This window comes from Stappia taiwanensis (assembly GCF_014635285.1).
GTDB classification, from domain to species: Bacteria; Pseudomonadota; Alphaproteobacteria; order Rhizobiales; family Stappiaceae; genus Stappia; species Stappia taiwanensis.
Map to the genome: position 1 here is coordinate 1 of NZ_BMCR01000014.1, position 19,984 is coordinate 19,984.

General features: G+C 63.2%; 20 protein-coding genes. 14 read left to right on the forward strand and 6 right to left on the reverse strand.

Annotated features, from left to right (window positions below):
* Positions 1 to 500 precede the first annotated feature (500 nt).
* The 8 genes from prpB (at position 501) to hpaI (ending at position 7,388) form a co-directional block, all read left to right on the forward strand.
* Positions 501 to 1,394 (forward strand): methylisocitrate lyase, encoded by an 894-nt coding sequence (gene prpB, locus IEV83_RS19820; RefSeq protein ID WP_181762129.1) that lies wholly within the window; start codon positions 501 to 503, stop codon positions 1,392 to 1,394.
* 28 nt (positions 1,395 to 1,422) lie between these two features.
* Positions 1,423 to 2,394, forward strand: a complete 972-nt coding sequence (locus IEV83_RS19825; protein ID WP_181762128.1) for a Bug family tripartite tricarboxylate transporter substrate binding protein — start codon at positions 1,423 to 1,425, stop codon at positions 2,392 to 2,394.
* Between the two features lie 70 nt (positions 2,395 to 2,464).
* Complete coding sequence (locus tag IEV83_RS19830) at positions 2,465 to 2,851, forward strand: 5-carboxymethyl-2-hydroxymuconate Delta-isomerase (protein WP_181762127.1); 387 nt, start codon at positions 2,465 to 2,467, stop codon at positions 2,849 to 2,851.
* A 26-nt stretch (positions 2,852 to 2,877) separates the two neighbouring features.
* The gene (locus tag IEV83_RS19835; RefSeq protein ID WP_181762126.1) at positions 2,878 to 3,324 is read left to right on the forward strand and encodes a tripartite tricarboxylate transporter TctB family protein; all 447 of its coding nucleotides are present in this window, start codon (positions 2,878 to 2,880) and stop codon (positions 3,322 to 3,324) included.
* Complete coding sequence (locus IEV83_RS19840) at positions 3,321 to 4,811, forward strand: tripartite tricarboxylate transporter permease (protein ID WP_181762125.1); 1,491 nt, start codon at positions 3,321 to 3,323, stop codon at positions 4,809 to 4,811. Before IEV83_RS19835 ends, IEV83_RS19840 begins: the two co-directional genes overlap by 4 nt.
* A gap of 82 nt (positions 4,812 to 4,893) precedes the next feature.
* Positions 4,894 to 5,769, forward strand: a complete 876-nt coding sequence (locus IEV83_RS19845; RefSeq protein ID WP_181762124.1) for a fumarylacetoacetate hydrolase family protein — start codon at positions 4,894 to 4,896, stop codon at positions 5,767 to 5,769.
* Positions 5,769 to 6,572: a 2-oxo-hept-4-ene-1,7-dioate hydratase gene (gene hpaH / locus IEV83_RS19850; protein WP_181762123.1), complete on the forward strand. Its 804-nt coding sequence runs from the start codon at positions 5,769 to 5,771 to the stop codon at positions 6,570 to 6,572. The genes IEV83_RS19845 and hpaH overlap by 1 nt, the downstream gene beginning before the upstream one ends.
* A 12-nt stretch (positions 6,573 to 6,584) precedes the next feature.
* Complete coding sequence (gene hpaI / locus IEV83_RS19855) at positions 6,585 to 7,388, forward strand: 4-hydroxy-2-oxoheptanedioate aldolase (RefSeq protein ID WP_181762122.1); 804 nt, start codon at positions 6,585 to 6,587, stop codon at positions 7,386 to 7,388.
* A 161-nt stretch (positions 7,389 to 7,549) separates the two neighbouring features.
* On the opposite strand, the gene IEV83_RS19860 is transcribed toward hpaI, so the two are convergent.
* From IEV83_RS19860 to IEV83_RS19885, 6 genes are all read right to left on the reverse strand, one after another.
* The gene (locus IEV83_RS19860; protein ID WP_181762121.1) at positions 7,550 to 8,323 is read right to left on the reverse strand and encodes an IclR family transcriptional regulator; all 774 of its coding nucleotides are present in this window, start codon (positions 8,321 to 8,323) and stop codon (positions 7,550 to 7,552) included.
* A gap of 371 nt (positions 8,324 to 8,694) precedes the next feature.
* Positions 8,695 to 9,594, reverse strand: coding sequence for a sugar phosphate isomerase/epimerase family protein (locus IEV83_RS19865; RefSeq protein WP_181762120.1), 900 nt, complete (start codon positions 9,592 to 9,594; stop codon positions 8,695 to 8,697).
* 106 nt (positions 9,595 to 9,700) lie between these two features.
* Positions 9,701 to 10,594, reverse strand: coding sequence for an ABC transporter permease (locus IEV83_RS19870; protein WP_244628268.1), 894 nt, complete (start codon positions 10,592 to 10,594; stop codon positions 9,701 to 9,703).
* Entirely contained in the window at positions 10,591 to 11,472 is an 882-nt protein-coding gene (locus IEV83_RS19875) for an ABC transporter permease (protein ID WP_181762119.1), read from the reverse strand. Before IEV83_RS19875 ends, IEV83_RS19870 begins: the two co-directional genes overlap by 4 nt.
* Complete coding sequence (locus IEV83_RS19880; RefSeq protein WP_181762118.1) at positions 11,465 to 12,511, reverse strand: ABC transporter ATP-binding protein; 1,047 nt, start codon at positions 12,509 to 12,511, stop codon at positions 11,465 to 11,467. The genes IEV83_RS19875 and IEV83_RS19880 overlap by 8 nt, the downstream gene beginning before the upstream one ends.
* Before the next feature lie 230 nt (positions 12,512 to 12,741).
* Complete coding sequence (locus IEV83_RS19885; RefSeq protein ID WP_181762117.1) at positions 12,742 to 13,665, reverse strand: LysR family transcriptional regulator; 924 nt, start codon at positions 13,663 to 13,665, stop codon at positions 12,742 to 12,744.
* A gap of 195 nt (positions 13,666 to 13,860) precedes the next feature.
* Here IEV83_RS19885 and IEV83_RS19890 point away from each other — a divergent pair, with 195 nt between their 5' ends.
* The 6 genes from IEV83_RS19890 (at position 13,861) to IEV83_RS19915 (ending at position 19,741) form a co-directional block, all read left to right on the forward strand.
* Positions 13,861 to 14,655, forward strand: coding sequence for a transporter substrate-binding domain-containing protein (locus IEV83_RS19890; RefSeq protein WP_181762116.1), 795 nt, complete (start codon positions 13,861 to 13,863; stop codon positions 14,653 to 14,655).
* Positions 14,656 to 14,791: 136 nt separating this feature from the next.
* Positions 14,792 to 15,517 (forward strand): ABC transporter permease, encoded by a 726-nt coding sequence (locus IEV83_RS19895; RefSeq protein ID WP_181762115.1) that lies wholly within the window; start codon positions 14,792 to 14,794, stop codon positions 15,515 to 15,517.
* The gene (locus tag IEV83_RS19900; protein ID WP_181762114.1) at positions 15,510 to 16,184 is read left to right on the forward strand and encodes an ABC transporter permease subunit; all 675 of its coding nucleotides are present in this window, start codon (positions 15,510 to 15,512) and stop codon (positions 16,182 to 16,184) included. The genes IEV83_RS19895 and IEV83_RS19900 overlap by 8 nt, the downstream gene beginning before the upstream one ends.
* A gap of 38 nt (positions 16,185 to 16,222) precedes the next feature.
* Entirely contained in the window at positions 16,223 to 16,966 is a 744-nt protein-coding gene (locus tag IEV83_RS19905; RefSeq protein ID WP_181762130.1) for an amino acid ABC transporter ATP-binding protein, read from the forward strand.
* 58 nt (positions 16,967 to 17,024) lie between these two features.
* A complete protein-coding gene (locus tag IEV83_RS19910) occupies positions 17,025 to 18,515 on the forward strand; it encodes a M81 family metallopeptidase (protein WP_181762113.1) in 1,491 nt (496 codons plus the stop codon).
* Between the two features lie 107 nt (positions 18,516 to 18,622).
* Positions 18,623 to 19,741, forward strand: a complete 1,119-nt coding sequence (locus IEV83_RS19915) for an alanine racemase (RefSeq protein ID WP_280514009.1) — start codon at positions 18,623 to 18,625, stop codon at positions 19,739 to 19,741.
* The last annotated feature ends 243 nt before the right edge of the window (positions 19,742 to 19,984 follow it).

Below are 19,984 nucleotides of genomic sequence, written 5' to 3' on the forward strand. Positions count from 1 at the left end.
CAGCCAGACGCCACAGCCACAGCCCCGCAAACCCACCGCGGTCACACCCGCGACCGCCGAAAACCGTCAAACAAACGTCATCGCCAATCCGCACTCTCTTTGCCCCGCGAGGCGCGAAGGACCGGCAATCAGCGACCGAACGCAACGCTGGCGGGCCAAGCCCAGCCAAGCCCCCTCCCCAGCCAATGCCCACCACCGGCAGATGTCCATCATATGGGCAAGCCATGGAAGCACGCCCGCTCAGCAGACCGCGCCTTCCCCCTGTCGAGGCTCGCTTCCCAAAGCGGTGACGCCTGCGCGGGAGCTGCTGAAACCGGAAATACGGTCTGGCAGACCATGCATGGTCATAATACGGTCAAATTCGGTCAAATTCTGTCCTTCGACCGAAATATGACAAATTTCAGGGCGGACCGCTTGACAGTCATCATATTCACAATATGGTCCTATATGTTAATTCAACAAATAGATGACCATATTATGGTCATATGAAAGGAAGACGGATGACCGCATCGCAGCTTTCGGCCGGAGCGAAGTTTCGCAAGGCACTGACCGAGGAAAACCCCTTGCAGGTCATAGGCTCGATCAACGCCTATACGGCGATGATGGCCGAGCGCACGGGCTACAAGGCGCTGTATCTGGCGGGCGCGGGCGTGGCCAACGCCTCCTACGGCCTGCCAGACCTCGGCATCACCACCATGACCGATGTGCTGACGGATCTGCGCCGGGTCGCCGATGCGACCAACCTGCCGATCCTCGTCGACGTGGACACCGGCTTCGGCGGCGCCTTCTCGATCGCCCGGCTGGTGCGCGGCCTCATCAAGGATGGCGCCGGCGCCATGCACATGGAGGATCAGGTCCAGCTCAAGCGGTGCGGCCACCGTCCGGGCAAGGAGATCGTCTCCAAGCAGGAGATGGTCGACCGCATCAAGGCGGCGGCCGATGCCAAGACTGATCCGGATTTCTTCATCGTCGCGCGGACCGACGCGCTGGCCATCGAGGGGCTCGACGGCGCCATCGACCGCGCTTGTGCCTATGTGGAAGCCGGGGCCGACATGATCTTCGCCGAGGCCTGCACGGAGCTGTCTCAGTACAAGGCCTTTGTCGATGCCCTCGACACGCCCTATCCGGTGCTGGCCAACATCACCGAGTTCTCCAAGACGCCGAACTTCACCCTCGATGAGCTGCGCAGCGTCGGTGTGTCCGCCGCGCTTTATCCGCTGTCGGCGGCCCGGGCGATGAACGCCGCTGCGCTCAAGGTGTACCGGCACATCCGCAAGGAAGGTTCCGCAAAGGGCATCCTCGACATCATGCAGGATCGGGAAGAGCTTTACGATTTCCTGAATTATCACAGCTACGAGCAGAAGATCGACGAGCTCTTCAAGATGAAAAAGTAAAATACCAGAGGTTAGGGAGGAGAAAGAAATGCATACAAAGCGAGTGTTTCTCGCCGGTGTCGTCAGCGCCTTTGCGCTGGCGGCATTTCCGGCGGCCCAGGCCGCCGAAGACTTTCCAACGAAGCCGATCCGTTTGATCGTGCCGTATTCGCCCGGAGGAGGAACGGACGTCACGGCACGGATCGTCGCGGAAGCGGTGGCCGCCGATATCGGCCAGCCAGTCGTGGTGGAAAACCGCCCCGGCGCCTCCGGCACGGTCGGCACGTTGCTGGCCAAGCGGGAGAAGGCCGACGGCTATACCCTGTTGTTCGGCATCCAGGCGACGATGGCGCTCAACCCGTCCCTGTTCAAGGCCGCGTCCTACGCGCCCAAGGAGGACTTCGACGGGGTCGCCCTCATCTCGGAGTCGCCCTATGTCATCACCGTTCCGGGCAAGTCCGAGATCAACACCTATGAGGACTTCGCCGCAGCCGCCTCCGAGCGGATGACCATGGCGAATGGCGGCAGCGCCGCCCTGCTCGCCGCGCGTCTGCTGGCCCGTGATGCGGATCTGAAGGTCTCCAACATCCCCTACTCCGGATCGGGCGCGGCGATCTCCGACATCCTCGCCGGCCGGGTCAACGCGCTGATCAGCAGCCCGGTGTCCGTGCTGCCGCATGTGGCGAGCGGCGCGCTCAAGCCGATCCTGGTCACAAGTGCCGAGCGGTATCCGGCCCTGCCGGACGCACCGACAGCGCAGGAGCTCGGCTTCAAGGACTTCAAGGTCGTCGGCTGGTACAGCATCGTTGCGCCTGCCGGCGTCCCGCAGACCCGGCTCGACCGGTTGAACGCGGCCTTCAACAAGGCGGTGGCCGATCCGGCCACCCGCACCCACCTGTCCGAAATCGGCGTCACCCCATCGAGCCTCAACCTCGATGCCAAGGCCGTCTCGGACTACATCGGCCGCGAGTACGACCTGTGGACGGCGGAAATCGCCGAAGCCGGTCTCGAACCCCAATAAATCCCGACATCGGATCCGGAGGACGGGCGCATCGCGCCTGTCCTCCGCCCGGCACACCATGGAGCATTTCATGCCGCACGCATGGATCGAGTATTCGAAGAACATCGCCAATGAAGCAGAGGTGGGCAGCCTCGGCCAATGCGTTCATGACGCCATGATGGAAACGGGGATCTTCCCCCTCGCCGGCATTCGGGTGCGGATCAACCGGATCGACGACTATCTCGTCGCCGACTGCAAGCCGGAAAACGCGTTCGTGCATCTGGCGATCCGGATTGGCGAAGGGCGCGACATGGAGACCAAGACGGCGGCAGCCGATCTGATCTTCGAACGCCTGTCGGCGCATCTCAAACCGCTTGCCGACCGGACCCCGCTGGCGGTGGCCTTCGAGATGCAGGAGATCCGGGGCCCCCACAGCTACAAGATGAACAATCTGCATCAGCATCTTGCCGCGAACTAGCGCCATCGCGGCGTTCGGGAGGACACATGAAGACGTTGAGGGATGCGGGGGGAGGCCTGCTGATCGCAGCGATTGGCCTGCTCTTTCTGCTTGGGGCAAGGGAGATGCCCCTCGGGAGCCTGCGCAACATGGGACCGGGCATGTTCCCCACCGCGCTGAGCGTGGTGGCGATCATCGCCGGGCTCGCAATCGCCGCGCTGGAGGTGCTGCGCAATGCAGAAGCTGCGATGACCTTCGATCTCAGGGCGCTTGCCTGCGTCGGCGGCGCCATCGCGCTCTATGCGGTGTTGATGGAAAGCGCCGGGCTGCTGGCAACGACGGTCATTGCCGTCTTTCTGCTTGCCGCCGCGCCGCAAAGGTTCCGGCCCATGGAAACACTCCTTGTCGGGGTCGGGCTTTCCGTTTTCACCTGGGCCGTCTTCGTCAAGGGGCTGGGCATGCCGCTTTCCTTCCTGCCGGATGTTTCATTATGACCGAGCTTCTCTCCGGTTTCGCGACTGCGCTGCACCCGATCAACCTGGTCTATTGTCTCGCCGGCGTCATTCTCGGCAACATCGTCGGCGTGCTGCCGGGCATCGGCGCGATTGCCGCCATCTCGATCCTGCTGCCGCTGACCTTCAACCTGGAGCCGACAACGGCGGTGATCATGCTCGCCGGTGTCTACTACGGCGCTGAATACGGCGGGTCGATCGCCTCGATCCTGCTGAACCTTCCCGGCACCGCCTCCAATGCCATCACCACGCTCGATGGCTATCCGCTGGCGCGGCGCGGCGAGGCCGGTCTTGCGCTGCTGACCGCCCAGGTCTCATCCTTTGCCGGCGGCACCCTCGGCATCGTCGCCATGGTGGTGTTCTCCCCGCTGATCGTCAGCTTCTCCCTCTCTTTCGGTCCAGCGGAGTATTTCGCGACCCTGCTTCTTGGACTTGTCGCCGGGGCGTCGGTCATCGGCTGCGGCCCGCTCAAGGGGATCGCGATGGTCTCCATCGGCATGTTGTTCGGTTCGGTCGGTCTCGATCTCAACAGCGGCCTGCCGCGCTACGATCTCGGCATCCCCAACCTGCTCGACGGGCTCAGCATCGTCGCCGTGGCGATGGGCCTGTTCGGCATCCCGGAGGTGATCGCCAATATCCGCGCCTGCCCATCGGGTGAAAAACCGATTGCGGTGAACGCGCGGGCGATGTTCTCCGCCTTCCGCCGGCTGGGAGCCATCGTGCCTTCCATCTTCCGCGGGGCCGCCGTCGGCGGAACGCTCGGCCCCCTGCCCGGCGCCGGACCGACGATCGCCTCCTTCCTCGCCTATTCGCTGGAGCGTTCCACAACCCGCAATCCGGAAGAGTTCGGCACCGGCCGCATCAACGGCGTCGCCGCGCCGGAGGCGGCCAACAACGCCGCCGCGCAAACCGCCTTCATTCCCACCATGACCCTCGGCATTCCCGGCACGCCAACCATGGCAATCATTCTCGGCGCGCTGATGATCCATGGCATTTCGCCCGGCCCGCAGCTCGTCGGCGAACATCCGGATCTGTTCTGGGGGCTGGTGGCAAGTTTCTGGCTCGGCAACGTCTTCCTCATCATGCTCAACGTGCCGCTGATCGGCTTCTGGGCCAGGCTGGTCGCCGTGCCGCGCCGGTTCTTCTTTCCGGTCATCATCGCCCTTGTCTGCACCGGTGTCTTCGGCGTCTCCAACTCCTCCTTCGACATCTGGCTGGTGCTGGCGATGGGCGGGCTTGGCTACATCTTCCGCTGCTTCGGCTTTCCCCCTGCCCCGCTGCTCATAGGGTTCGTGCTCGGACCGATGGTCGAGGAATACCTGCGCCGGGCGCTGATGATCTCGGGCGGCGACTACACCTACCTCGTCAGTTCACCGACGAGCATCACCATCCATTGCCTGACCGCAGCCCTTCTGGTCTGGCCGTGCCTGCGCGCCGCCACGACACGGTCGGCGCAACCGGCCAGCTAGAAGCCCCCTTCACACCCAATGGCAGATCCGGTGCCTTCCGCGCACCGGAAACGCCCCCTCCTTGCACGATCGGAGACACGACATGTCTGACTATGGCCGCTTGGCAACCTTCACCGCCGGTGGGAAAACACGCTTCGGCCTGATCACCGACGGCGGCGCCGTCGATCTTTCGGCCCATGACGGCGGACGCTGGCAGGACCTTCAGGATGTGGTTCGCGCGGGCGACTTGCGCCGCGCCGTCGATGCGGCGGCGGGTCGGACCCCGGACTTCGGCCTGGACGACATTTGCTACCAGATCCCGCTTCAGGCGCCGCAAAAGATCATCTGCGTTGGCGTGAACTATCCGGACCGCAACGAGGAGTACAAGGACAACAAGGCGGCGCCGGCGAACCCCTCGCTTTTCGTCCGCTTCCCCGGCTCCTTCACCGGGCATGACCGCCCGCTGGTGCGCCCGCAGGAATCCGAGCAGCTCGACTATGAGGGCGAGTTGGCACTGGTGATCGGCAAGGCCGGACGCCGCATCGCCGAGACCGATGCCCTGTCGCATGTGGCGGCGGTCACGCTCTGCAACGAAGGCACGCTCCGCGACTGGGTGCGCCACGCCAAGTTCAACGTCACCCAGGGCAAGAACTTCGATGCGTCGGGTGCCATGGGGCCATGGATCGTGCCCTTCGTGGACGAAGCGCAGATTGCCGACATCGGGCTGACCACCCGGGTGAACGGCGAGGTGCGGCAGCAGGACCGGACCGGCCGGATGATCTTCAGCTTCCGCAAGCTCATCAACTACATCTCCACCTTCACCACGCTGGCCCCCGGCGACATCATCGTCACCGGCACGCCGACCGGCGCCGGTGCCCGGCTCGACCCACCGGTCTGGCTGAAGCCGGGCGATGAGATCACCGTGGAGGCGGAAGGCATCGGCCTCTTGCGCAACGGCGTTGTCGCGGAGGATATGTGATGCTGGCCGACGCCGATATCGCGGCAGTTGCCAACGAATTGGATGCGGCGGAGCGTTCGCGTACCCAGATCCCGCTGATTTCCGGACGCTTTCCCGACGCCGACATGGCCGATGCCTACCGCATCCAGGACCGCTGGGTGGCGCTCAAGGACGCGGCCGGGCGCAAGCGGATCGGCTGGAAGATCGGTCTGACCTCGCGCGCCATGCAGGCCGCCCTGCAGATCGACACGCCGGACTCCGGCATCCTGTTCGACGACATGCGCTTTCACGATGGCGATGCGGTGCCCGAGGACCGCTTCATCCAGCCCCGCGTCGAAGCGGAGATCGCCTTCGTCCTGAAGGCGCCGCTGCAGGGGCCGGAGGTGACCGTCTGCGATGTGCTCAATGCGACGGACTACATTCTGCCCGCGCTTGAGATCCTCGACACCCGCGTCCAGCGCCGGGATCCGCATAGCGGCGCCATGCGCAACATCATCGACACCATCGCGGACAATGCCGCCAATGCCGGCATCGTCACCGGCGGCCGGCCGATGCGCCCGCTCGATGCGGACATGCGCTGGATGGGCGCCATCGTCTCGCGCAATGCCGTGGTGGAGGAAACCGGCCTCGGCGCCGGGGTCCTCAACCATCCGGCCATGGGCATTGTCTGGCTGGTCCGGCGGCTGCACGGCCTTGGAACCGGCCTTGCCGCCGGCGAGGTGGTGCTCTCCGGATCCTTCATCCGACCCATCGAAACCCGGCACGGCGACACCATCACCGCTGACTTCGGCAAGGCCGGAACGGTCAGCATCCATTTCCGCTAAGGGAGGCTTGCGATGCCCGCTCCGAAAAATCCGTTCAAGGCCCGCCTTGCCGCCGGCAAGCCGCAGATCGGCCTCTGGATGGGCCTTGCCAATGCCTATACCGCCGAGATCTGTGCCGGTGCCGGGTTCGACTGGCTCGTCATCGACGGCGAACACGCGCCCAACGACCTGCAGCGCATGGTCGGCCAGTTGCAGGCGCTCGCCGGCTATCCGGTCGCCACGGTGATCCGGGCGCCGGTCGGCGAAACCTGGATCCTGAAGCAGCTTCTGGACATCGGCGCACAGTCGCTGCTGGTGCCGATGGTGGAAAGCGGCGCGCAAGCAGCGGCGCTGGTCGAGGCGGTGCGCTACCCGCCGCGCGGCAAGCGCGGCGTCGGGGCGGCGCTGGCACGCAGCTCCGCCTTCAACCGGATCGGCGACTACCTGACGACGGCCGATGAGGAAATCTGCCTGATCGTGCAGGTGGAATCGCAAAAGGCCCTCGCCGCCCTGCCGGACATCGCCGCCGTCGAAGGGGTCGATGCGGTGTTCGTCGGCCCTTCCGACCTGGCCGCCGACATGGGATATCTCGGACGTCCGGGCGCGCCGGCTGTCAAGCAGGCGGTGCGCGATGCCATCGCCACATTGCAACGGCTTGGCAAGCCGGCCGGGCTCCTGACCGCCGATCAGACCTTCGCGCGGGAGTGTCTCGCCGATGGCGCACGGTTCGTGGCCGTCGGCACCGACGTCACGCTGTTTTCCGGGGCGACCTCCGCCCTGGCGCAAAGCTTCCGCGACACCGCCCCGGCGCGGTCGGGAGAAACGGGCGGATACTGACGCCCACTCAAAGGGCTACCGCCGCTGCGCGCTTGGCCACCCGGAGACCCGAACTTCCGCGCGCTCTTCATGACACACTGAAAAGGGTGCCCGCCGTCCGGTTGGCACCCTTTTTCCGTGTCTCATTGCGCCCTCTCCAACGGGGGACCGATCCGCCTGGCTCAGCCGGTGTGCTGTGGGCGCAGACGGCTGAGCTTTTCACGGATTCGCGCCACTTCCTCGCCCAGCGCGGTCACGACCGCTTCCAGATGTTCCCCTTGCATCCGGTCGCGGATGGTGGAAACGCTGAGCGAGGCGAAGGGTTTGCCGGCGCTGTCATGCAGCGCCATGGCGATGGTGCGGGTGCCGAGGCCGGGCACATCCCGCGAAACATAGCCGCGCTCCCGGGAGGCTGCCACCACCTCCGCCGCCGCGCGCACATCACCGCCGAGCGCGGCCACCCGCTCCTCGTTGCGCGCCAGGATCGCCTCGGCCTTAGCCGGCTCCATGGCCGCGAGCACCGCGATCCCGCTGGCCCCGAGCCCCATCGGCCGCTGAACGCCCAGATCGAGGATGAAGGCCTTCACCGGGAAGCTGCCGCTTTCGCGGGCAATGCACACCATGTCATCGGAGACCACCCGGTTGAGAAACACCGTGTCGCCGGTGTCCTCCACCAGGCGGGTCAGGCTTGGCTGGTAGATTTCCCGAAAATCGAAGGACGGCAGCACAAGCAGGGCAAGATCGTAGACCTTGGGGCCGAGAAAATAGCGCTTGCTGTCCGCATCCTGTTCCACGAACCCATGCTTCACAAGCGCCATGAGAAGGCGCCGCGCCGTCGGGCGCGTCAGGCCCGCCGAGGTAAGAAGATCGGCGAAGGCCACGCCCTCCCGGTTGTTGCGCGAGACAATGTCGAGAAGCCCCACAGCGCGATCGAAGCTTTGTGTTCCCTCGGCCATACCCTCGCCTTCTCGTGTCTCGCTTTGCCGCGCCGCCCCGCTTGCAGCGGCGCAGGCCTCGTCCGAATCCGAAGATGTCGCACGCCGGAAGTCCTTCAGGGGTGCGTTCGAAAACGGGCGCCGGTTTTCCGGCAGGAAATGCTTAAAACCGGCCGGGATCTGAACGTTCCCAATAAGGCCGTTTCAAACGAAACGCACCATCCGCCCGGATCTTCGATCCGAATGCGTCCGCATCACGTGTTTTTTATATGATTCTCGGCGGTTACGTCTCACGGAAATCGCAGAAATCCGGGCGAGCAGCCGCCTGCCGCGCACACCGAATGGCGCGGCAGGCCGTTCGTGACCAAACAGGTCTTCTCATTCTGCTTCGCTCAGGCGGCGGTCTTGTCCGCCGCGCGGGTTCGCGCCTGTGCCGCAAGGGCACGGGTCGCGGCAATGCACTCCTTGGCGGCGGCGGAAAAGCGCGGGTTCAGCTCGATGTTGAACACCACCCCCTCGGGGAAGACACAGGCCGCCATGATCTCCTGCCAGGGGATATCGCCCCAGCCGACCGGCAGGTGCAGATCGCCCAGCCCCAGGGCGAGACGCTCGCTCTCGGTATAGACCCACATGTCGTCCTGACGTCCGAAACAGTCATGGATGTGCAGATGGCGCGCCTGGGGGGCGAGCTGGGCTGCCTCCGCCGGCAGATCGTCTCTGCGGCCATCGGCATCCAGCTTGATGTAGCTGTGTCCGAAGTCGATGGTGGCGCAGACATTGGGGTGACCGATCGCGGTCAGCTCCTCGGCGAGCCTTGCCGGCGTCGGCGTGTGCTTCCAGTCGTCATGTTCGAACAGGGTTTCGACGCAGATGTGCAGATCGCGCGCCCGGGCCAGATCACCGGCGCGGGCCAGCCACTCGCGCTGGCGCGCATAGGCGTCCTCTTGGCAAGCCGGGTCGGTTTCCAGCGTCATGCCGGCATGGACCACATAGTGCCCTGCCCCCAGCTCCGCCGCGATATCGAGCCAGGTCTCTAACAGGCGGCAGTGCCGTTCCAGCCGGTCCGGAACATCCATGAAATTGAGGGACAGCGGCCCATGCACCGAAAACGCCGCCTGGCGTCCGGCGCACAGCCCACGCAGTGTCTTGAACTGGGCGTCCCGGACCCTGCCGCCAATCACCAGATCGTAGTCGAAGGCGGACAGCTCGATCAGGTCGACGCCGAGGTCTTCCAGACAGTCAAGCTCCGCTCCGAGATCCGCAAGATCTCCGTCGCGCGTGCGGGTCGACATTCCGACGCCGAAAACACCATTGGCCAAAGTAGCAACCTTTTGTTCTGGATAGGAAATTCCCTCCGGCGACGCCTGTCGCCAGAGGGGAAGACGCAAGCTGTGCGGTTCAGACGGCGGCGGATCGCACCGCACGCCGGTAGCGGGCGATTTCCCACAGGACCGCACCCATGATCGTGCCGACCATCATGACGAGACCAAGCGCGTTGATGACCGGCGTCAGCCCGGTGCGCACCTTGGTGGCGATGAAGATCGTCAGCGGCGTTTCCGTGCCGCGAACGAACAGCGTGGTGTTGCAGTTCTCGAACGACTGCAGGAAGGCGATGCAGCAGGCGGCGAGCAAGGCGGGGCGCAGATAGGGCAGAAGGATGCGCCGGAACACCAGCAGGCGCGATGCCCCCAGCCCGAGCGCGGCCTCCTCCATGGTACGGTCGAACCGCTGCAACTGGGCAACGATCATCAGCATCACGAAGGAGATGATGAAGCTCGACTGGGCCAGGATCGTCAGGAAGTAGCCGCCATTCACCCCGACCTGCCGCCAGAAGAGCAGCGTCGAGATGCCGATCACGATGCCCGGGATCAGCATGGGCGAGACCATCAGCGCATAGACCACCCCGCGCGTGCGCCCATGCAAGCTGGTGAGCACCAGGGCCGCGGCCGTTCCGACCGGCAGAGACAGCCCGATGACGCCCGCGGCAATGATGCCCGAACTGATCAGCGCCCGGCCGATCTCCCCGTCATGAAACAGCGCCACGATCCATTTGATGGTGCTGCCCTGCCATGGCAGGATGGTGGGAAAGCTGCTGTCGTTGAAGGCTGCGGCGGCCAGGATCAGCAACGGCGACATCAGGAAGAGCACGAAGACGAGCAGATAGACCCGCCCGGCCAAGGGCTGGAGCCGGCCAAGCAGCAGGCCCATGCCGGAATGGGACAGCCGACGCGCCGGGATGATCGGCGGAAGGTCGGCATCCAGAGTGGCGGTGGCGGTTGTGGTTTGCGTCATTTTACGGCACTCGCCAAATTGACCCGGAACAGCGCCAGAAGACCGAGGACGACCGCCAGGCACATGGCCATCAACGCCACGCCATAGGCCGCGCCACGGTTCCAGTTTCCGATCTCGAAGAACCATTCATAGACGATCTGCGTGAACCACCGGCTGCCCGGCGCCCCCAGAAGCGCAGGCGCGACATAGCTGCCCGCCGCCATCATGAAGACAAAGACGCAACCGGTTGCGATGCCCACCTTGGCATGCGGCAGCACAACCCGGCGGTGAATGCGCCAGGCACTGGCCCCCAGATCGCGGGCGGCGTCGATCTGCGCCCGGTCAAGGGTCGAGATGGCGTTGTAGATCGGAAACAGCATGAACAGGAGATAGGCATAGGCCATCCCGGCCACGACACCGCCATCGCCATACCAGCGCACCGGCTCGTCCATCAGCCCCAGCCCGATCAGGATCGCGTTGAGCGGACCGCTGAAGGCCAGGATGATGTACCAGGCGAGCCCGCGCAGCACCTCGTTCATCAGATAGGGGATCAACAGCAAGACCAGCATCACCGCCACCTGCCAGCGCCGCGCCACCTTCGCCAGCCAGAAGGCGATGGGGTAGCAGAGCAGCAGGGTCACCAGCGTGACGAGCGCACTGGACCACACCGTCTTGAAGAAGATCCGGCCGTGGTTCACGTGGTTGATCAGATAGGCGAAGTTGTCGAGCACATAGACATCGAGCTCGCCCCCGCGCAAGGGGGGCGGCAGATGCGGCCGCAGCGACGCATTGATCATGAACACGCCCGGCACCAGCACCATGCCGGCCAGCCACAACAGGGCAAGCCCCAGGAAAATGCCCCCGAGCGGCTTGCCGAAACGGTCGAATATCTCAGTCATCGCTTAGCACAATCGCATCTTCCGCCGAGAACCCGGCCGTGAACGGTGCGCCGATGGCCGGCGCATCGGACAACCCTTGCTGGGAAATCGTCATGAACATCCGCTGCGGCGAACCCGTCCCTTGCAGAAGCGCGTAGGCCGTGGCGAAGGCGCCTTCGAAGTCGAACCGCTCGATGGCCAGCTTCAGACGATTTTCGCCGGTCTCCGAAGAGGGAGAGAGCGCCTCGGGCCGCACATAAAGCCGCGCCTTCGCGCCCGGATTGAGGCCCGCTCCGGCCCGACCCGAGAACCGCCCCTGAGGGCCTTCCAGCACAGCCGTTCCGCCCGAGACTTCCGTGACCGTACCCGTCAGGGCATTGTTTTCGCCGACGAATTCGGCGACAAACGCCGTTTTCGGGTGGCTGTACAGCTCTTGCGGCGTGCCGATTTGCTGGAGCTCCCCTCCGTTCATCACCGCCACCTGGTCCGACATGGCCAGCGCCTCGGACTGGTCGTGGGTGATGTAGATGAAGGTGACGCCTGTCCGCTTTTGCAGATCGCGCAGCTCGGCGCGCATGTGCTGGCGCAGCTTCAGATCGAGCGCCGAAAGCGGCTCATCCAGCAACAGAACCTGCGGCTGGATCGCCAGGGCCCGAGCGATGGCCACGCGCTGGCGCTGGCCGCCGGACAATTCACCCGGCATCCGGTTGCCGTAGCCGGGCAAGGCAATCAGCTCCAGAAGACGCTCCGCCTCGCGGCGACGCTCGGCCGTGCCGACACCGCGCGCCTCCAGACCGAAGGCGATGTTTTCCCAAACGCGCATGAAGGGAAACAGAGCCAGCGACTGAAAGATCATCGCGGTGGCGCGCATGTTCGATGGCACACCCACCATGTCCTTGCCATTGATCAGCACCTGCCCCGCGGTGGGTTGCAGGAAGCCGGAAATCAAGCGAAGCAACGTGGTCTTGCCACAGCCGGACGGCCCAAGGATCGAGAAGAACTCTCCCTGGCGCACGTCCAGGGAGAGGCTCTTCACGGCCTGAGTGGCGCCGAAACGCATTTCGACGCCCCTCAGACTCACGGCACTGGGCGGCTGGCCGGGGGCGTCCCATACGGTTCAGCCCGCCGCCTGCCAGACGCCAGGAAGTGAGCCCGGCGCTAGCGGATACCGGTTCGTTCCGGCTGGAAAGGTGACGGTCGGCGCACACTCCCTGATCGCGCAGTTCATGGTCGGTCGCGCTCTGTCCGAGCGCGCCTGCCAGGCGCACCACGATCGATGGGTGTCCGTGATCAACTGCTTTCGCTGCGCATCTGAATCTCGGAAATTTCGTCCATCAGCCATTTTCTGAACACGTCCACATATGACGTGGCGGCGATAATGTCTTCAGCACACACGAACTTGTAGGAAAGTGGCGGCCGGATATAGCTTTCGGAAATCACGAAGATCCGTCCGGCCTTCACATCCTGGTCGATCAGGGAACGATCCGCGAGCGCGATCCCCTGACCGGAGCGGACAACTTCGATGATCGTGTGCTGATCGTCGAAAACGAGATTGGGGTGAGTGCCGCCGGTCTCGATATTCTCCTGGCCGAGCCAGGTCTCCCAGTCCTTCAGGTCGCGATAGTTCAAACGGGTGATATCCGGGCGGCGCAACAGATCCATCGGCTCTGAAACGCTCTCGATGAGATCGCGGCTGCAGACGGGAACGAGCTTTTCCCGCAGCAGCTCGAAGGAATGCGTGCCGGCAGGCGCCTCCTCGCAATATTCTATGAAAACGTCATTGGGTCCGGGCGAGGATGCGCTGGACCGAACGTTGTTCAGATGCAGCTGCAGTCCCGGGTTTTCATTCATGAAATCCGAAATGCGCGGCGCAATCACTTTCAGGGCGAAGAATGGCCCCGCACTGACGTTGAGGGTCTTCGTGTCGCGGGTCTTTCGGATGAGGGACAGTGTTTCACTGATCTCATCGAGGGCGCGTTTGCAGGTTTCTTTCAGAAGCATTCCCTGAGGCGTAAGGGAGATTCCCTTGCTGCCGCGAATGAAAACGCGAACACCGAGATTTTCTTCAAGCAGCTTGATCTGGTGGCTAACGGCTCCCTGACTCACGGATAGCTCGTCGGCCGCTCTGGTGAAGCTCAGATGATGGGCGGCCGCTTCAAAGACTCGTATGGCCTTCAGGCTCGGGATCCGCTTCCGCTCGGATCTGGCAGGCACCGTCTCATTAGATTTCCTCATGCCTTGGAATAATTCTTTTGCATTGTTCGATCAATCGACGCAGGGATATTTTCAAAAAAAACATGATGATCCGACCGGCTGATGGAAAAAAAATAATATCCGGAGCGGAAATAGGGAACAAGTCACGTCGACGAGGCAGCTTGCTCAGACAGCTAGCGGTGGAGGAAATCAAATATGAAATCACTCTTTAGAATTTCGGCACTTTCGGTGGCGATGTCCCTGTCGGGTCTGGCGTCGGCCACGGCCGAGACGCTCAGAGTGGGAACCGAAGGCGCCTATGCTCCGTTCAACTCTGTTTCCCAAGATGGTGCGATCGAAGGTTTCGACGTGGATATCGGCAATGCCATCTGCGCGGTGATGGAGGTCGAGTGCGAATGGAGCGTCCATGACTGGGGCGGCATCATTCCGGCTCTGAACGCCAACAAGTTCGACTTCATGGTCGCTTCGATGGCCATCACGCCCGCACGCCAGAAAGCGGTGATTTTCACCGATCCCTATTACTACAACGCCATGCGTTTCGTGAAGCTGAAGGACGTCGAACTCGACGACGCCAAGCCCGAAACGCTCAAGGGGCTGACGATCGGCGCGCAGCAGGGCGCGGTGTCGGCAAAGGTGCTGGACGACTGGTTCGCGGACAGCGACATCAAGCTCTTCCCCAAGCTCGGCGAAGCGCTGATGGATCTGGAAAGCGGCCGTATCGATCTGGTTCTGGCGAGCCAGTTCGCCATCGGCGACTGGATGAACGACGGCGTGGACTGCTGTGAATTCGTCGGAGAAAGCTTCCTGATGGACGGCACCGTCGGCGCCGGCATCGCCTTCCGCAAGGACGATGCCGAGTTGCAGGCCCGGGTCAACAAGGCGCTGAAGACGATCATGGACAACGGCACCTATGACGAGATCCGCAAGAAGTACTTCGAATTCGACATCATGAGCAAGCCGGGCTACGTGAGCGAACTGTTCAACCAGTAATCCGCACATGCCCGCGCCCCTGCGGCGCAGGTCATCCCGGGCAGGCCGGACGCCTTGACGCAAAGGTCCGGCCTGCCGGTTTCCCCTCAGCATAGCGGGCATCGCGCGTCCCCGGCGCGGCCCGACAGAGGACGACATGACCTGGTTGAACTCTCTTTCCTATGGAAGCGGCGGCTGGGGCGATGAACTGCTGCATGGTCTGGGCGTCACGCTCGGCCTTGCCATCGCGACCTTTCCCGTCGCCATCGTCCTATCGTTTCTCATCCACTGGGCCAAGGTATCGCACTACACGCCGATCAGGCTGTTCGGACGTGCCTATACGACCGTCTTCAAGAGTCTGCCCGAAATCCTGACGCTCCTCATTCTCTACTACCAGTCGCAGGCGATCGTTTCCTGGCTGGTCGAGGCCGTGGCGCCCGGCTCCCACCTGTCGATCAGCCCGTTCGTCGCCGGCATGATGTCCCTTGCCTTCGTGATCAGCGCCTATGGCAGCGAAGTGGTGCGCGCCGCGCTGAACGCGGTCGGAAAGGGACAATTCGAGGCGGCAGCCTCTCTCGGTCTTTCTCCATTCAACGCCTTCTTCAAGGTCATCCTGCCGCAGGTCTGGCGGCATGCAATTCCGGGGTTCGGCAATCTCTGGGTCATCCTGCTCAAGGACACGTCGCTGGTGTCGGTCATCACCTTGTTTGAGCTGACCCATGTGGCGACGATTGCGATCAACACAACCCGCCAGCCGTTCCTGTTCTTCGGTCTGATCTCGGTGATCTATGTCGTCCTGGTAACCCTGTCGACCAGGGCCCAGAAACAGGTCGAGAAACGTGTCTCCAGAGGCTTTATCCGCGAGGAGACTGGCCATGTTTGATCTCTACTTCGGAGAAATGTCACGCTGGAACGACGGCCTGATCCTCACGGCAGTCATGAGCACCCTGTCGGTCGTGATCGGTTTCTTCGCGGCCCTGCCGATCGCGCTCGCCCGTTCGAAATCGAAAGGCATTCTCGGTTTTCTGGCGCTTGGATACGTGAACATCTTCCGAGGCGTTCCGCTGCTCGTCCTGATGTTCCTGATCTACTACGGCTCCGGACAGTTCAGCCGGGAGCTTCGCGGGCTCGGTCTGTGGTGGTTCTTCCGCGACGCCTATTACTGCGGCCTGCTCGCGCTGGTGCTGAACACGGCCGCCTATCAGGCCGAGATCATCCGGGGCAGTCTCGACACGATCTCCACCTCGGTTCTGGAAACCAATGCAGCGCTGAATCTCACCCGCTGGACAAGCTTTCGCCGGGTTCTGCTCCCGATCGCCTTCGCCAAGGCGCTGCCGCCGCTCGGCAACGAATACATCCTCATGGTCAAGGCGACCTCGCTGCTGGCGATCATCACGGTCTTCGACCTGATGGGACAGGCGCGAATGATCTTCTCCGAGACCTTCGATCTGCGCGTCTACTACATCGCGGCGGCGCACTACCTGGTCCTTGTTCTGCTCATCGAATGGGGGCTGCGCCGGTTCGAAGCCAGAATCAAATGGATGGCCTGACGCGCCTGATCCCGGGTCAATCAACAAGGAGATCGGACATGCTTGCCGATACCGCCATCAAGTTCGAGAACATGAACAAGTACTTCGGTGCCTTCCATGTTCTGAAGGACATAAATCTTGACGTTGCCAAGGGCGAACGCATCGTGGTCTGCGGTCCTTCAGGATCGGGCAAGTCGACGCTCATCCGCTGTGTCAACGCGCTGGAAAAATACCAGTCCGGGCATCTTTATGTCGACGGAATCGAGCTCGATGAAACAACCAGCACGATCCGGAAAGTCCGCAATCACGTCGGCATGTGCTTCCAGCATTTCAATCTGTTCCCGCATCTGACGGCGCTGGAAAATTGCACCCTGTCGCCGATCTGTACCCACAAGATCCCGAAAGCCGACGCGGAAAAGCAGGCCATGGACTATCTGGCCAAAGTGCGCATGGAGAGTTTTGCGCACAAGTACCCGTCCCAATTATCGGGCGGACAGCAGCAACGCGTTGCCATCGCCCGTTCGCTCTGCATGCAACCGGACATCATGCTGTTCGACGAACCGACCTCCGCCCTTGATCCGGAAAGCATTTCCGAGGTCCTGGATGTGATGGTCGATCTGGCCGGCGGCGGCATGACCATGATGTGCGTCACACACGAAATGGGGTTTGCCCGCAAGGTCGCGGACCGGGTCGTGTTCATGGATGCGGGCGAGATCGTCGAGGTCAACGACCCCGAAGGCTTCTTCGCCAATCCGCAGGAAGAACGTTCAGCCAAGTTTCTGAAACAGATCATCAATCACTGATCGCATCGACCGCCCCCGGTATTTCAGGGGCATTCTCAAGCCAAATGCGAGGCAAGGCATGCGTTTCCGCGTGGCCGTTATCGGCTTCATTCACGAAAGCAACACATTCACTTCTCTATCGACGGAAATGCAGGATTTCCGCTCCACCCAATATTTCCTGGGGCAGGATGTGCTTGCGGAGTTCAGCAACACGGGGTCCGAGATCGGCGGCTGTATCGATGTCGCTGCGGAAAAGGGATGGTCGCCTGACTATATCCTTGGCGCCCACGCCCAGCCCGGCGGGCCGGTTTCGGAAGCGGCCCGCACTGAAATCACCGATGAGTGCCTGCGCCGCCTCAAGGCCGGCGGTCCCTATGATGGCGTCTTCGTCGCGCTGCATGGCGCCATGGTGACCGAAACCGATCAGGACGGCGAAAGCCAGTTCCTCCGGGAAATCCGCACGGTCGTGGGGAACGACGTTCCCGTCGCGGTCACGCTCGACCTGCATGCCAATGTCTTCGATGAGCTTTCGGATCTGGCGCAGATTGCAGTGTCCTTCCGCACCTATCCGCATGTCGACCTGCGCGAGGTTGGCCGGGAGGCAAGCGAACAGCTCAACGAGGCCATGGCCGGTCGGCGCACACCACGGATCGCCGTTCACCGTCCGCCGGTTCTGCTGGGATGCGACGACGGGCGCACCTCGGATGATGGCCCGATGTGTCGTTTGCTGGAGCACGCGGCACGCGAGATGGAAGCGCCAGGTATCCTGAACGTGGCGATCAACGCCGGATTTCCCGATGCCGACGTCTGGGCATCGGGCCCCAGCGTTCTGGTGACCTACGACGAACAGACCACGGACCGCGCGGCTGCCGATGCGGTGGCCGGACGGATCTGTGACGCTATCTGGAAGTATCGCGACACCTGGAACGGCCCCGTCCCGCTTGACGAGTGCATGCGCAGACTGAAATCCGCAAAGACCGGCAATGGCCCCGTCGTCATCGCCGATTACGCGGACAATCCGGGCGGCGGCGCGCATAGCGACTGCACCGCGCTCATCGCCGCGCTTCTCGACGCCGGTGTCGAGAACGCGGCCGCAGGCGCATTGCTGGATCCAGAGGCGGCGGCCCTTCTGGCGGGACACGGCGTCGGTGCCGAAGTCACCCTTGCCATCGGCGGAAAGACCGACCCGACCGTCGGCGGCGGACCGATCGAGGTGACCGGCACGGTGATGGCGGTCAGCAACGGCGACTTCCACTTCGAGGGACCAATGTTCACCGGCCTGCCCGCTTCGACCGGAACCAGCGTGTGTCTGCGCGTCGACGGCCTCGACATCATGATTGTTTCCGAACGGATGCAACTCTACGACCAGAACATCCTGCGCGTGGTCGGGATCGAACCGGCCGAGAAATCGATCCTCGCCGTGAAGTCCATGAACCACTTCAAGGGCGCCTTCCGGCCCATTGCCTCCGAAATCATCGTGACCGACGCAGGGGGACTTTGTTCGCCCGATCTGTCCCGGCGCACCTATACCCGGCTCCGTCGCCCTGTTTTTCCGCTCGACCCCTTGTGAGCATCTCCATGTCTGCATCGCCCCTTGCTCTCGTCCCGACGGTCCGCGAGACCTCCACGGCATGATTCAGCGCGAAGACATGCGCCTGCAGCGCGGCGGGTAGCGGGATGGACAATTGTATCGACAGATCGGTCAGATGGGCGGATCCACCGACCGGCGCGACAGCGCGGATCGAAATCCAACCGGAGGCCCTCAGGCGAAACTTCACGGTGTTGCGGGATCTGTGTGCCGAGCATGGCATCGCCATTTCCGGCGTGACCAAAGGCGTCGGCGGCCATCCGGACGTCGCCCGTCTCATGCTGGAAGCCGGAATTCACTCGCTGGCGGATGCGCGACTTGAGAACATCCGCCGCATGCGCGTCGGCGGCATCACGGCGCCAATCCACCTCTTGCGCCCGCCGGGGCTTGGCGAAATCGCGGATGCGGTGAGGCTGGCCGACCTCATCTTCGTGTCGAACAGGACAACGATCGACGCGATTGCCCATCATGCCCGCGCAACGGGATGCACGGCGAAAATTGCGCCGATGGTGGACCTCGGAGACATGCGTGAGGGGGTGCCTCCTGGGGACCTGCCGGAGCTCACGGACCATGCGCGCGCGCTTGACGGCGTCGAGATGACCGGCCTGGGCACGAATTTCGCCTGTCATACGGGTCTGCTGCCGACGCGCGAAAACCTTGCGGTCTTCGCCGGATTGACCGAGCAGGTGGAAAACCGGATTGGCCGGATGCTGGAAATCGTGTCCGGCGGCAACAGCGCGGCCCTTCTGGCGATGAATCGCGGTGAGTTTCCGCCGAAGATCACCCATCTTCGTCTTGGGGAAAGCCTGTTGTTCGGCACGGAGGCGGCCCAGGGATCCGCCATCCCCGGCACGCGAGGGGATGGCTTCGTGATCGCCGCCGAGATCCTCGAAACCTGGAACCGGGACACCGACATCTGCGGACCGCGCACGCGCAACGCCCTGGGCGAGGAGGTCAGTTTCAAGGTGTCTGGACGGCGTCACATGGCGGTGTTGGGGATAGGCGCGGTCGATACGGTGATATCCGGTCTTGCCGCTGTCGATCCGAACGTCGAGGTGCTGGGTTTTTCCAGCGATCATACCGTTGTCGACATTTCCAACGCACGACGATTCAAGCCGGGCGACCTTCTCAGATTTGTCCCGAGCTATTCGGCACTCGCCACGGCCATGTCCTCTCCCTACCTGTGCAGTCGGACACTGAAGGGCTAGGGTCCAGACCCTAGGCCGCGGCGAATAAAGCGTGAAAGACGAATTCTCGCCGTCACGCGAAGTCCGAGACGTCCTACATGGCCGCCAAAGCGATGGGTTCGTGTCTGTTCGGGCAGCTATCGACATTCGCTGCGGCCGCTTCCAAGTTCGGGTCTGCGGACAAAGCGGTTGACCTGCTCCCCTGAGATTGACCTGCTCCCCTGAGATGTTCCCGATTTTGGGTTAGCCTGTTCCTCAACGAAG